Here is a 13,503-nt window from a genome sequence, read left to right as displayed (position 1 = left end):
CACTCTCCGGCAACCCGCTAGCTGGCCTTGATCGACAGGGTCAGCACAAAACGCGCCATCGCCTCATCCCCGTTCAATGACGGACAGGTGGCCACCACCTGGATGGGGCGATTGATGCGCTGACCGCTTGCCAGCGATTCGTCGATCATGGCGTCAATCTCCTCCCCCGCTGCGCAGTCGAACTGCACATCCCCCTCCGGTCGTTTCAAAAACTCCCCCTGCACATCCTTGAAGGCGAAGTGCACCTTCTTGCGCCGCAGCCGCCCCTTCTCCATCACCAGCAGACCACCTACCAGATCGGCACCGGTCGCCAGCGCGCCAAAATACATGCTGCCCAGGTGGTTGCGGGTACGCCATCCAAGGGGAATGCGAATGCGCAGCGCCTTGGCGTTCATCTCTTCGATGATCGGGGCACAAAACCCGATGACGGGAATATAGCGCCAGGCAAACAGCCGAAGCGCCAGATTGGCTTTGAAGCGTTGCAAATCCATATGCGAACTGATCCGATGAGTTAATGTAAACAACATGTTGCCTGCATCTGCGCCATTCGACAAGCACAGGGATCACGGTTACGACCTTTGCCCAACGCAAAAAAACAGAGGGAACCGCATCGGTTCCCTCTTTTCGTTCATGTCGCTGTTACAGTAAATGTGCCGCTCAGGCGCGCTTCTCTTCCAGCCAAGCCCCCTGACTCTGCATCTCGAACAGCTGGGCATAATGGCCGCCGAGGGCCATCAGCTCGCTGTGGCTGCCCCGCTCGCTCACCTGACCGCGGGAGAGCAGCAGGATCTCGTCCGCATCGACGATGGTCGAGAGGCGGTGGGCGATGGCGATGGTAGTGCGGCCACGACGGGCAGCAGAGATCGCCTGCGACAGCGCCAGCTCGGTCTGGGAGTCCACGCTGGCCGTCGCTTCATCCAGAATGAGGATACGCGGATCTCCCACCAGTGCACGGGCAAAGGAGAGCAGTTGCCGCTGACCGGCGGAGAGGTTCTTGCCACCCTCCTCCATCAGGGTGTTGATCCCCTGTGGCAAGCTGCGCACAAACTCGGCCAACTGCACCTCGCTCAGCGCCTGCCAGAGCCGCGCGTCATCTATGCCGGCGCGGCCGAGACGCAGGTTCTCCGCCAGGGTGCCGACAAAGATAAAAGGATCCTGCTGCACCAGCCCGATGCTGCGGCGCACCGCCGCCAGCGACAGGGTATCCAGTGCGTGATCATCGAAGCGGATCTGCCCCTGATCCAGCGGATAGAAGCCCATCAGCAGGCTGATAATGGTGGACTTGCCGCTGCCGGTATGGCCCACCAGCGCCAGCATCTGGCCCGGTTTTGCGGCAAAGCTGACCTCCCGCAACACCTGCTGCTCGCCATCGTAGGAGAAGCTCACCCGCTCGAAACTGACCCGCCCTTCTAGCGGGATCATCTCGCCATCGGTGCTCTCACGGGTTTCATCGAGCAGGGCAAAGACACGCTCCCCCGCCACCATCGCCTGCTGCAGCTGGTTAAGCTGGTTGGTCATCTCGATGAGCGGCTCGATCATCCGCCCCAGATAGCTGATAAAGGCGTAGAGCACCCCCACCTGAATGGCACCGGCGTGGCTCACCCCCTCGTGGGCGAACAGCGCCAACAGACCGATCAGCACCATCATGTAGAAGAGATCGATGAGTGGACGCAGCAAAATGCCGTTGATCTTGAGGCTCTTGATCCGTGCCGACCAGTGCTGCTGGTTCACCTCGGCAAAGGCGTTGGCAAAGTGGCGCTCCTGCACCATCGCCTGAATGACCGGCATCCCCTGCAGCGACTCGTTGAGGCGGCTGTTGATGTCGGAGAGCAGACTGCGGGTCGCTCGCACCACCGGCACACTCAGTTTCTGGTAGAGCCACATCACCCCGCCCACGGCGGGCAGCAACAGGGAGCAGACCAGCATCAGCCGCAGATCCAGCAGCGCCATGGAGATGAGGATGCCGCACAACAGCACCACCTTTTGCACCAGCAAGCCGATCACCTGCACATAGAGGTTCATGATCGCTTCGGTGTCGTTGGTGATGCGGGAAATCAGCGAGCCGGAGCGATGCTTGTCAAAGTAGCGGGCCGGCAAGCGGATGGCGGTGGCAAACACCTGCTCGCGCAAGGTTTGCACCACCGCCTGGGCAATGCGATTGAAGCGCAGGGATTGCAAATAGAAGCCCGCCGCCGAGAGCACCTGCAAGCCCAGATAGCCCGCTGCAATCAGGGCTATGGTGGGCAGCACGATATTGCGAGGCGCCAGATAGTCATCGATAAAGAGCTTGATCAGTAGCGGTCCGGCCACTTCGGCGCCGGTGGCGAGCAGCAGGCAAATCCCCGCCTGGATCAGCCAGCGAGGATACTGGGCGCAGTAAGCGAGCAGTCGTTTAATGGTCGGATTCACAGGCTCTCCTCCACCGCTTCTTCGAGACGCTGGTAACGCACCATATCTGCATACCAGCCATTGTGCGCCATCAGGGTACCGTGATGACCCCGCTCGCTGATGGTCCCCTGCTCCAGCACCAGGATCTCGTCGGCCTGCTCCACCGCCGTCATGCGATGGCTGACCAGGATCAGGGTGCGACGATGGGCTTTGAGAGCGTGCAGAATTTGCTGCTCGGTGTGGGCATCCACCGCCGAGAGCGCATCATCGAGCACCAGAATGGGCGCATCCAGCAGCAGAGCGCGGGCAATGGCCAGCCGCTGTTTCTGGCCGCCGGAGAGGGTCACCCCTTTCTCCCCCACCTCGGTTTCATAGCCTTTGGGGAAACGCACGATATCATCGTGGACACAGGCAATGCGCGCCACCCGTTCGACCTCCTCGCGGCTCGCATCGGGTTTGCCGAGGGCGATATTGGCGGCGATAGTGGTGGAAAACAGGAATGGCTCCTGCGGCACATAGGCAAACTGGCTGCGCAGTGTGGCGAGCGGCAGCTGGTCAATCGGAACGCCACCCATGACAATCGAACCGTGAGTCGGATTGGCAAGGCGCATCAACAGCTTGAGCAGGGAGCTCTTGCCTGCCCCGGTGCGCCCCACCACCCCGAGCATCCCCCCTTGCTTGAGGGTAACGTCGATATCCGCAAGCAGGGTGCGCTGCTCAAGTTGATAGCTCACCCCTTTGATCTGCAAAGGAAAGGCAGAGGTAAACGCGGCAGGCTGGGCGGGCTCTTCGATATCGCTACGCTCCCCCAGCAGGCTTTCGATACGGGAGTAGGCGGCGCTGCCCCGCTCGATGATGTTGAACAGCCAGGCGATGGCAAACATCGGCCAGATCAGCTGGCCGAGGTACATGGTGAAGCTGGTGAGCTCACCCAGGGTCAACTCATCGCGCAGCACCAGCACACTGCCCCCCGCCACCGCGAGGAAGTAGGAGCAACCGATACAGAGATAGATGACCGGATCGAACTTGGCATCGATGCGGGCCACCGCCATATTGCGCTCCCCCGCCTGTTTGGTCAGCTCGGCAAAACCTTCATCTTCCAGCGATTCAACCGCATAGGATTTCAACACCCGCACGCCGGAAAGGGCCTCCTGGGTCTTGTTATTGAGCTTGGAGAAGGCCCCTTGCGCCGCCTTGAACTGGGTGTAGATCTGGGTGCCGAAGCGGTTCATGAAATAGGCCATCACCGGCAGCGGCAGCAAGGAGACCAGCGTCAACTGCCAGGAGTACTGGCTGCACATGATGGAGAGCACCAATACCCCGACCATGATGGAGTCCACCAGAGTCAGCACCCCTTCGCCAGCGGTCATCTCCACCGCCTGAATGTCGTTGGTGGCATGGGCCATCAAATCGCCAGTACGGTGGCGCTGATAAAAATCGGGGCTCATCCGGGTGAAATGGCTGAACAGGCGATTGCGCAACACATAGGCCAGACGGTAAGAGGCACCAAACAGCATCACCCGCCAGACGTAGCGCAGCAGATAAATCAGCACACCCAGACCAAACAGCCCCGCCAGATAGCGCATCAGGGTACCATTGTCGAGACCGCCCCTGGTGATGCCATCAACCACCCAGCCCACCACTTTGGGCGGAATAACGGTCAACAGGGCCACCATCAGCAGCAGGGAGATGGCAGCCAGATAACGGGGCCACTGCTCCTTGAAAAACCAGCTCAATCGTAGAAATACGCTCACACCACCAACCTTTAGCGCTCTCTGCCCGTGACCGCGCCAAGGAGCGGCCATCAGAGAAGCCACGCAGAAATAGAAGAATGAAAACAATCGCCTCCGGCTGGAGGCGATTCGAACGAAAGCTCATCATATCCCGAACCGGAGTGGTTGAGAATAATTACTATTTAATTCACTGTGACATGCGATCATCCCCTGATGAATAGGGATTATACGAATTTTCATGCTGCTCACCGGTCAACAGGAAGTGTGACACCTCTTCCCGGGTCTGGCTGAACACCTGTTGCAACTGCTCCAGATCCGTCTCGCTTAGCACCTCGTTTTGCCGCAGGCGCCACTCCAGCTCGCCAGCCACCAATTGCAGACGGGCCGCCGAGATATTGGCCGACACCCCCTTGAGGGTGTGCAGCAGCTTGCTGGCCACCTCGGGTTGCTGACGGCGCAGAGCGGAGCGGATCTCCCACAGATCGTCCTTGTGCTCCGACATGAACAGCTTGAACAGGATCTGCAACGCCTCCTTGTCCTGCTCCAGCCGCTTGAGTGCATCCTGCAGATCGAGGATCCCGATCATATCCGGCGGTTTCACCTCCATGATCCCCGCCTGCTCCACCCCTTGCGGCTTTACCCACTGCAGCAGGTTGTTGTAGAGATCCAGCTTGCTCACCGGCTTGGTGACATAGCCATTCATCCCCACCCCCAGGCAACGCTCCTTGTCACCGGGCATGGCGCTGGCGGTGAGGGCAATGATGGGCACATCGTGTTTGTCGACCATCTTGCGGATCTGGCGGGTGGCATCGAGTCCGTCCAGCACCGGCATCTGCAAATCCATCAGGATCACGTCAAAAGGCTGCTCGGCGACCCGCTCCACCGCCTCCCGACCATTGCTGACCACACACACTACCGCATCGACGCGCCGCAGATATTCGATGATGAGCTGCTGATTGACCCGGTTGTCTTCCGCCAACAGCACTCGGGTACCCTGCAACAGAGATTTGAAGTGTTGCTGATCCCCCTGTGCCTCGGCCTTGCGCAGGTTGAGCTCGTAGGAGCTGCCGTTGAGCAGTTCGTCCACCTTGGCCAGCAGGGCATTTTCGGTCATCGGTTTGGGCAGAAAATGAGTCAGCCCCATGCTGTCCATCCTGGCGTGTAGCCCCTCTCTGGCCCAGGCACTGATCATCAGGATGGGGATCCGCCGCCACTGGCTGTGCTGATACATCTCCAGCGCCAGATCGAGCCCGTCCTCCTGACCCATGCGCCAGTCGAGGATCGCCAACCGCAGATTCGGTCCCTCTTCACGGAGCAGCTGACGGGCGCGGGAAAGGGAGTTAACCGGCAGCACTCGCACTCCCGCCCGAGTTAGAATGTCCGGGCCAGATCCAGCACCAGTTCGTTGTCATCCATCACCATCACCAGCGGCTGGTTTTCGAAGAAGACTTTCCGTCCAGCGACGCCGTAGACCGCCTGCGCCATCGGAATATCGAACTTGAACAGAGAGCCGACGCCAGGCTTGCTCTCTACGGTGATCCGCCCCCCCATCAGCTCCACCAGCCGCTGGGAGATGTTGAGCCCAAGACCCGAGCCGCCATATTTTCGGGTATTGCCCGCCTCCAGCTGGGTAAACGCCTGAAACAGTTGGGTCTGCTTCTCTTCGGCAATGCCGATGCCGGTATCGCGCACACTGAAGCGGATCCGCATTGGGTGAGGATTGGCCAGCTCGATGCAGACTTCGACTTCACCGCGTTCGGTAAACTTGATGGCGTTGTTCACCAGATTGACCAGCACTTGTCCCAATCGCAAGGGATCCCCACGCAAGAAGACCGGCACCTCCGGTGACTTGCGAATAACCACTTCCACGTGTTTGCGCTCCGCCAGATCGGCAAACATGCCCGCCAGCGAATCGAGCTGCTCGCTGAGATCGAAGTCGATCTCCTCCAACGTCAGCTTGCCTGACTCCACCTTGGTCAAATCAAGGATGTCGTTGATCAGCAGCAGCAGGGTATCGGATGAGGATTTGATCTTGCCCAGATAGTCCCGCTGTTGTTGATCCAGTTCAGTCTGCAGTGCCAGCGAGCTAAAACCTATGATGGCATTCATGGGGGTGCGGATCTCGTGGCTCATGTTGGCCAGAAAATCGCTTTTGGCCTGGGCCAGCAAGCCGGTCTGGCGCGACAACTCGCTCAGCTTCTGGTTGCGGCGCCACAGAGTGAAAGCCACCAGCGCAAAGCAGATCAAGGCCCCGCACAACACCATCAGATAGAAGCGGTTCATCAAAGAGGAGGCGCGCTCCAGCTTGTCGAGTTTCCAGCGCACCAGACTCTCGATCACATGCATGTCGATGAGCTGGTAACGCAAGGTGTGATAGGCAATCACCTGCTGGCTCATCTCCTTGCTCAGGCGGATCAGGGTAGCGATCTCCGGCAAGTTGCCATAACGGGATTGCAACTGCTTCTGCAACTGGTTCAGCGAAGTCTGTTCACGTTTGTCCCAACTGCGCTGTAAATAGCTACTCAGTTGCGCAAGCTCCTCCAGATCGCGATGAAGCGCACTGTCTGACGGGCTTATCCCCCGCACCTTTTTAATCTGGGCCTGCAGGGGCGCATTGAGATACTCGATAGACATCTCAATGGCATGAAGCTTGGCCAGCGCCATCAGATAGGTGTCCATGTCTTCAAGCAGTGCTTGGGAGAGATCGTCTTGCACCAGCTCGGGATCGCTTCTGACTTCCCGTACAAAACCGTCAAGGGTGATGGATAACTGGTTCAGGCGCTGCTGAACATTGCTGTCATTGGCCTGCTCCCGCCCAAGCAGATAGACGGTATCGGCGTTGATCCGGTTCAGCACCACCTCGGCCGCTTCGTTCAGGTTGTGGGCCTGCTGCTGCTGACGGAGCGACTGCCAGCAGTAGCCCGAAAAGGCAAGCAGCAGGGCAACAATCAGCCCTGGCACAGCACGGTTTTTCCGTGATCCTTTATTCATCCCGTCTCGACTCTCATCTGGTGGTCGCTGAATTATCCGGTTAGGCAATGAACCCTGGGGAATTATCCACTCCCGCTGGGCACTGTGTTACCGTTATTGCTCTGATATTTCGCTATTGTTTCGCGATTGCTTCATTCTGGCTTCTCATCATATCCCCGGCCAGAGCTGATTTAGAAGGAACCAATTATGTCATTTATCACTACTTATTGTAGCCACTGCTTTACCAGGAACCGCCTGCCCGTTACCCATATCGATACATCTGCCAAATGCGGGCGCTGCAAAGCCCTCCTGTTCAGCCAGACCCCTTGCCTCGGGAAGGCGGATAACTTCGATACCCTGATCAACTCAGATATCCCGGTCGTGGTCGATTTCTGGGCCAGCTGGTGCGGCCCCTGCCAGCAGTTTGCTCCTGTATTTCATGAGGTTGCCCATGAACTCGAACCACGGATGCGCTTTGTCAAAGTCGATACCGAGCAGCAGAGCACCATTGCCGCCCGTTACGCCATTCGCAGCATCCCCACCCTGATGGTCTTCAAACAGGGCAAACTGGTGAACCAGATAAATGGATCCTTGCCCAAGAACATGTTCAAGCAGTGGCTGGAACAGTTCATGGATGTTTGATTTATATTTCGCACATGTTTTATTTATGTGTTCATTTCCTCATTTTTATCAATGAGTATGTGAGTAGAGGCTGATTTTCAACATGTGAGTCTGTTTCAAACAAGTGAATGGATGTAATCTCGGCAACACAAAAACAACCATAAATTAACCGAGAGAACATTATGCACACATCAGCTGTACCCTCTGCTCCATCTCGCTGGCTGGACATCAAATCAGGGATCGTCATCCTGGATGTTTTGCTACTTTGTGCCATGCTCGCCTGGCTCCCGTTTGACCCCATGGTCAACAAGGGGCTAGGCATTCTGGTCTTTATTGCCATCCTCTGGCTGACCGAAGCGCTGCACGTTACCATCACCGCGCTGCTGGTACCCCTGCTGGCTACCGTGCTAGGGGTGTTTGACATGAGCAAATCCCTCACCGATTTTGCCAACCCGATCCTGTTCCTCTTTTTTGGCGGTTTCGCCCTCGCGGCAGCCCTCTCAAAACAGGGACTGGATACCCTGATGGCAGGCAAGGTGATGCACCTGGCCAATGGTCATCTGGGTTGGGGCGTCATCCTGCTCTTTACCATCACAGCCGCCATGTCGATGTGGATCAGCAACACCGCTACCACCGCCATGATGCTGCCACTGGCGATCGGTATGCTGGCACGCCTCGATAGCAAAAAAGAGCGCGCCACCTTCGTCTTCGTATTGCTGGGGATCGCCTACAGCGCCAGTATCGGCGGCATCGGTACCCTGGTGGGTAGCCCACCCAACGCCATCGCAGCCGCGCAGATGGGGATTGGCTTCACTGACTGGATGAAATTCGGTGTTCCAGTCGTGCTGATCCTGATGCCCTGCGGCATTGCCCTGCTCTATCTGGTAACCCGCCCGCGTCTCAGCCACCGCGTCGAGATCCAGGATGTCACCATCAACTGGACCCGCGAGCGTAAAGTGACGCTGGCAATCTTCCTGACCACCGTTGTGCTCTGGATCGGCTCACAACCCATCTCCAACGCCTTTGGCGGTATTCCGCAACTCGACACCCTGATTGCCATGGGCGCCATCGTGGCCATCGTGGTCAGCCGTGTCGCCAGCTGGGATGACGTCAACCAGAACACCGACTGGGGCGTGCTGATGCTGTTTGGCGGCGGTCTGACCCTGAGCGCCATTCTCAAGGCCACTGGTACCAGCGCATTCCTGGCCAGCCATCTGTCGGCCGTGCTCTCCAACGCCAACATTTTTGTCGTGTTGCTTATGCTGGCCGCCTTCGTGGTATTCCTGACCGAACTGGTCTCCAACACCGCCACCGCCGCACTGTTGGTTCCCCTGTTTGCCGGTGTCGCCGAGGCACTGGGTGTATCACCTGTGGTGATGTCGGTGTTGATCGCTATCGGTGCCTCCTGTGCCTTTATGCTGCCGGTCGCCACGCCGCCCAATGCCATCGTCTTTGCCAGTGGCCACATTCGCCAGAGGGAGATGATGAAAGCCGGTATGGCTCTGAACGTGGTCTTTACCGTGTTGCTCGCCCTGCTGGCCTACTTCGTTGGCGATATCCTCTGATCAACCTACCCCCAGTAAACAAAAACCCCCGCATTGCGGGGGTTTTCTCATTTATGAATCTGATTAGCCGATGTTGCAGGCCTTCAGATCCCAGATCCGATCCACATAGTCCTGAATAGAGCGGTCGGAGTTGAACTTGCCCATGGTGGCGGAGTTGATGATGGCCTTCTTCGCCCACAGAGCCGGATCCCGATACCAGGTATCGATCAGCTTGTGTGCATCCGAGTAGGACTGGAAGTCCGCTAGGGTCAGGTAAGGGTCTCCCCCTTCCAGCAAGGAGCGCTTGATTGAGGCCAGCTCACCCGGACGACCAGGCGTGAAGTAGTCGGTATCAAACCAGTCCAGCACGGCTTTGAGCTCGGAGTTGGCATAGTAGAAGTCATACGGGTTGTAACCGCGCGCCTTCAGCGACTTCACTTCGTCCACGTTCAGACCGAAGATGGCACAGTTTTCGGCACCCGCCTCTTCAGCGATCTCGATGTTGGCTCCATCCAGCGTCCCGATGGTGATTGCACCGTTGAGTGCCATCTTCATGTTGCCGGTACCGGATGCTTCATAACCTGCAGTGGAGATCTGCTCGGAGACATCTGCTGCCGGGATCAGCTTCTCGGCCAGACTCACGCGGTAGTTCGGCATGAACACCACTTTCAGCTTGCCCTGGATACGAGCATCGTTATTGACCCGATCCGCCAGCTTGTTGATGGCATAGATGATGTCTTTGGCCAGCTTGTAACCGGGCGCCGCTTTGGAGCCGAAGATAAACACGCGCGGATGCATGTCATAGTCCGGGTTGGCCAGCAGACGACGATAGAGTGCCATGATGTGAATGAGGTTCAGTTGCTGGCGCTTGTACTCGTGCAGACGCTTGATCTGAACGTCAAAGATCGCCTCGGCACTGACATCGATACCGGTTTCGTCTTTGATGACCTTGACCAGCTTCTCTTTGTTGTGACGCTTGATGGTCGTGAACTGCTGCTGGAACGCCTTGTCGTCGGCAAACTTCACCACGCCACGCAGTTTGTCCAGTTGCAGCGGCCACTCCTTGCCCACTACTTCGTTGTAGAGGCCAGCCAGTTCCGGATTGCACGCCAGCAGCCAGCGACGCGGGGTCACCCCGTTGGTCACGTTGCACATTTTTTCCGGCCACAGCTCGGCATACTCGGGGAAGAGATCTTCCTTCACCAGCTTGGAGTGGATCTCGGCCACACCGTTCACTTTGGAAGAACCGATCACGCACAGGTTGCCCATGCGAACCTTGCGCACATCTCCCTCTTCGATGATGGAGAGCTTGGCTTTGATAGCATCGTTGCCCGGCCACTTGGGCTCCACCAACTCGTTCAGGAAGCGGGCGTTGATCTCGTAAATCACCTCCAGATGGCGAGGCAGTACTTTCTCGAACAGGCTGACCGACCACTTCTCCAGCGCTTCCGGCAGCAGAGTGTGGTTGGTGTAAGAGAATACCTGATAGCAGATAGCCCAAGCGGCATCCCAGTTCAGATCTTCCTCGTCAACTAGCACCCGCATCAGTTCCGGGATGGCGACAGTCGGGTGAGTATCGTTGAGCTGAATGGCAATTTGCGCGGCAAAGTTGCTGAAGTCACTGCCATGGACCCGCTTGTAGCGGCGCATGATGTCCTTGATGGAGCAAGCACAGAAGAAGTACTGCTGGATCAGACGCAGCTCTTTACCTGCATCGGTCTCATCGTTCGGATACAGCACCTTGGAGATGGTCTCGGCCTGGGCTTTCTCAGCCTGGGAGTCGATGTAACCACCGGCGTTGAACACGTCCCAGTCGAAAAACTCGGAGGCGCGGGATTCCCACAAACGCAGGATGTTGACGGTGTGACCGCCAAAACCGACCACCGGAATATCCCAAGGCACCCCTTTAATCTTGCGACCGGCGTGCCATACCTTCTTCAGGCCGCCATTGTCACCAAACACGGTCTCGACGTAGCCATAGAGCGGCACTTCTTGCACCGACTCGGGACGGCAGATCTCCCAGGGGTTGCCATATTCACGCCAAGAGTCCGGACGCTCAATCTGGCGGCCATCCTGGATTTCCTGACGGAACAGACCGTGTTCGTAGTGGATACCATAGCCAACCGCCGGATAGTTCAGAGTGGCCAGCGAGTCGATAAAGCAGGCAGCCAGACGACCCAGGCCGCCGTTGCCAAGTGCCATGTCCGGCTCTTGTTCGCACAGGTCGGTCAGTTCCAGACCGAGTTCGCCCAGCGCCTCTTCGCAAGTCTTGTAGAGGGAGAGGTTGTGCAGGTTGTTGGAAGTCAATCGTCCCATCAGGAATTCAGCAGAGAGATAGTGAATCGCACGAGTATCTTTCTTGAAATGAGTCTGCTGAGTGCGGGTCAGGCGCTCGTACACCTGTTCATTGACAGCCGCAGCTGTGGCTTTCCACCACGCTTCGGGAGAGGCTTTCTGTTCGCTTGTTCCCAAGGTAGAACGCAGGTGACGCACGATACTCGCCTTGAGCTGATCTTTATCCAGTTGGAGATCCTGGTCTGTCTTCTTCTTGGTAGCCATAAACCATATTCCTTCGTTACAAATAAAATTGTTATCCCGCTTGCGGGACCGGCGCTGTTGTTATCTCAAAATATGTACCGGCGTGAGAATACTAACTAAAGCGGCAGAATTAAAAGTTAACGCAAGTCACACTTTAACCGATAAAAACAGCCTGAAAAGCTTGAAAACCCTTTCCTTTAATTGATCGCATAAAAACAAACATTCCCTTTATTATCATAAGCTTAATGAAACAATAAAAATATTCTGGCATGAATAGGTTTTCAGAGATTGCCAAGCCTTGAAAATCCCTGAAAATAGGCAGCAAGACGGCACATTGAAACCGGTTTCAATGTGCCTGAAAAATTACCGTATAAATATGAAGCAATCATTGCATCCTTAAAGATGTGCTTTGAACTGATTGCTCAATGGATCGTAATGGTACCCAATCTGATCCAGACGCCCTGCCAACTGCTCTTCACTCATATCGTAATAGGCCAGCAACTCCTCCAACCCGTCACATTCAAGCCTTAGCTTCTCATTGATGATGCCCAGCAAGATGTTGGCATCAAGACGTTGCAAGGTACTGATATCCATGGCGGCACCTCCTGTAAATGACCTGTATAACCATGGGCGGTTACGCAAGGTTTGTCCATAGTACGAAAAACACCCAACCAGATTTATATTAAATAGTGTTTAAAAACATAACCTTACTAACGACACATGCCAACACCATCACATTTTTCAGCAAAAACACCTTGTCACTGCCACAGGATAGAACTACTGTATGCGCATACAGCTTGGATATTCATACAGGAACCCCATATATGAACCAGCCCCTGCACTCACTGCCCTTTGCGATGAATCGTGTCATGAGCAAGCCCTGGCCAACCAGAACCGCCTGCAAAGCGGAGTTGGCTCATTATGGTGTGACTATCCAGTCTGATGATCAGTTTCTGAGCGAGCTGACAAAGCTTGGGGAGGCTCATACCGGCTGGATCTTGTTGATCGCCCCGCCGGGACGCCCCACAGTCAGCCGTCTGGAAGAGCGAGGTATCGATCCCAAGAGAGTGCTGGTGGTACATAGCCCCAAAATCAAGAACTGGCAGCAAACCCTGGAGCGCAGTCTGGGCAATGGTCACTGCGCCGCCGTATTTACCTGGCTACCCGAGCAGATCGAGCTGGATCACGTCAAGCTGCAGCGACTGGGACAGCAATCTGGCGTACTCACCCGCTTCTTTGGCGCGAAACGGACTAACCTCGGCACACCTCTGCTGGCCTATTCAGAACAAGATATCTATCTCAATCATTAAGACAAAAAACGAACGCCTACGCAGGCTCTCCCGCGGGTCGCAGTGACAGAAGGTCGCAAACAATATGTGACCAGCGGCTTTATTTGAAAGACAAGCTTGCAACAGCCTGACGGTAGGCATCGGAGATCATTTGACCCTGCTTGCTGCAAGCAGACAAACATCAAAAGATGCAACGGATAAAGAAGCAGAAAATAAAACCTGAACTGGACAATCATGCAGCCCAAGTATTCAAACCTGCGGGACTTCCTGCCTACCAGCGAACCCGTTTGAGCAATATGATGAGGCTGAAAGTCATTGCATTCATTTGAGCTGATCACGACAATTTGTCCACCGGGGTGACCCTCTCCTTGAAATACAGGGTAACAAGGGGTATAACCACGCGTTTTATCAGGTGTAATA

General features: G+C 56.3%; 8 protein-coding genes and 1 pseudogene. 3 read left to right on the top strand and 6 right to left on the bottom strand.

Translation table 11 applies throughout. From position 1 onward, the window contains the following. Positions 1–17: 17 nt before the first annotated feature. The 4 genes and pseudogenes from ACTG2B_RS09030 to ACTG2B_RS09015 all read right to left on the bottom strand — a co-directional run bounded on the left by ACTG2B_RS09030 (position 18) and on the right by ACTG2B_RS09015 (position 7,112). A complete protein-coding gene (locus ACTG2B_RS09030; RefSeq protein ID WP_236294105.1) occupies positions 18–491 on the bottom strand; it encodes a DUF4442 domain-containing protein in 474 nt (157 codons plus the stop codon). 166 nt (positions 492–657) lie between these two features. Next, positions 658–2,409 (bottom strand): ABC transporter transmembrane domain-containing protein, encoded by a 1,752-nt coding sequence (locus ACTG2B_RS09025; protein WP_439995550.1) that lies wholly within the window; start codon positions 2,407–2,409, stop codon positions 658–660. Further along, positions 2,406–4,142, bottom strand: coding sequence for an ABC transporter transmembrane domain-containing protein (locus ACTG2B_RS09020; RefSeq protein WP_421309399.1), 1,737 nt, complete (start codon positions 4,140–4,142; stop codon positions 2,406–2,408). Before ACTG2B_RS09020 ends, ACTG2B_RS09025 begins: the two co-directional genes overlap by 4 nt. 166 nt (positions 4,143–4,308) lie before the next feature. Then, positions 4,309–7,112 (bottom strand): annotated as a pseudogene (locus ACTG2B_RS09015) (response regulator). 186 nt (positions 7,113–7,298) lie between these two features. Here ACTG2B_RS09015 and trxC point away from each other — a divergent pair. Both trxC and ACTG2B_RS09005 read left to right on the top strand, forming a co-directional pair. Next, positions 7,299–7,733: a thioredoxin TrxC gene (gene trxC, locus ACTG2B_RS09010; RefSeq protein WP_069555989.1), complete on the top strand. Its 435-nt coding sequence runs from the start codon at positions 7,299–7,301 to the stop codon at positions 7,731–7,733. A 161-nt stretch (positions 7,734–7,894) separates the two neighbouring features. Further along, complete coding sequence (locus ACTG2B_RS09005; protein WP_005333606.1) at positions 7,895–9,277, top strand: SLC13 family permease; 1,383 nt, start codon at positions 7,895–7,897, stop codon at positions 9,275–9,277. Between the two features lie 63 nt (positions 9,278–9,340). Here the strand turns inward: ACTG2B_RS09005 and ACTG2B_RS09000 are convergent, their stop codons facing one another. Together ACTG2B_RS09000 and ACTG2B_RS08995 are read right to left on the bottom strand one after the other, a co-directional pair. Continuing rightward, a complete protein-coding gene (locus ACTG2B_RS09000; protein WP_439995549.1) occupies positions 9,341–11,815 on the bottom strand; it encodes a glycogen/starch/alpha-glucan phosphorylase in 2,475 nt (824 codons plus the stop codon). Between the two features lie 375 nt (positions 11,816–12,190). After that, positions 12,191–12,388 carry a DUF4250 domain-containing protein gene (locus tag ACTG2B_RS08995; RefSeq protein ID WP_005333612.1) on the bottom strand — a complete coding sequence of 66 codons (198 nt, stop codon included), beginning with the start codon at positions 12,386–12,388 and terminating at the stop codon, positions 12,191–12,193. Positions 12,389–12,618: 230 nt separating this feature from the next. Here ACTG2B_RS08995 and ACTG2B_RS08990 point away from each other — a divergent pair, with 230 nt between their 5' ends. Continuing rightward, positions 12,619–13,104, top strand: coding sequence for a hypothetical protein (locus ACTG2B_RS08990; protein ID WP_064335890.1), 486 nt, complete (start codon positions 12,619–12,621; stop codon positions 13,102–13,104). The last annotated feature ends 399 nt before the right edge of the window (positions 13,105–13,503 follow it).

The organism is Aeromonas sp. 30P, from assembly GCF_051919805.1.
In the GTDB taxonomy this organism is placed as follows: domain Bacteria; phylum Pseudomonadota; class Gammaproteobacteria; order Enterobacterales; family Aeromonadaceae; genus Aeromonas; species Aeromonas veronii.
The sequence above is the reverse complement of the archived record's forward strand: the minus strand, read 5'-3'. Positions and strand labels throughout refer to the sequence as shown.

Bases quoted from the DNA above. Each gene is read 5' to 3' on its own strand.
- ACTG2B_RS09000 (WP_439995549.1), bottom strand. From the start codon at position 11,815: ATGGCTACCAAGAAGAAGACAGACCAGGATCTCCAACTGGATAAAGAT.
- ACTG2B_RS09030 (WP_236294105.1), bottom strand. From the start codon at position 491: ATGGATTTGCAACGCTTCAAAGCCAATCTGGCGCTTCGGCTGTTTGCC.
- trxC (WP_069555989.1), top strand. From the start codon at position 7,299: ATGTCATTTATCACTACTTATTGTAGCCACTGCTTTACCAGGAACCGC.
- ACTG2B_RS08990 (WP_064335890.1), top strand. From the start codon at position 12,619: ATGAACCAGCCCCTGCACTCACTGCCCTTTGCGATGAATCGTGTCATG.
- ACTG2B_RS08995 (WP_005333612.1), bottom strand. From the start codon at position 12,388: ATGGATATCAGTACCTTGCAACGTCTTGATGCCAACATCTTGCTGGGC.
- ACTG2B_RS09005 (WP_005333606.1), top strand. From the start codon at position 7,895: ATGCACACATCAGCTGTACCCTCTGCTCCATCTCGCTGGCTGGACATC.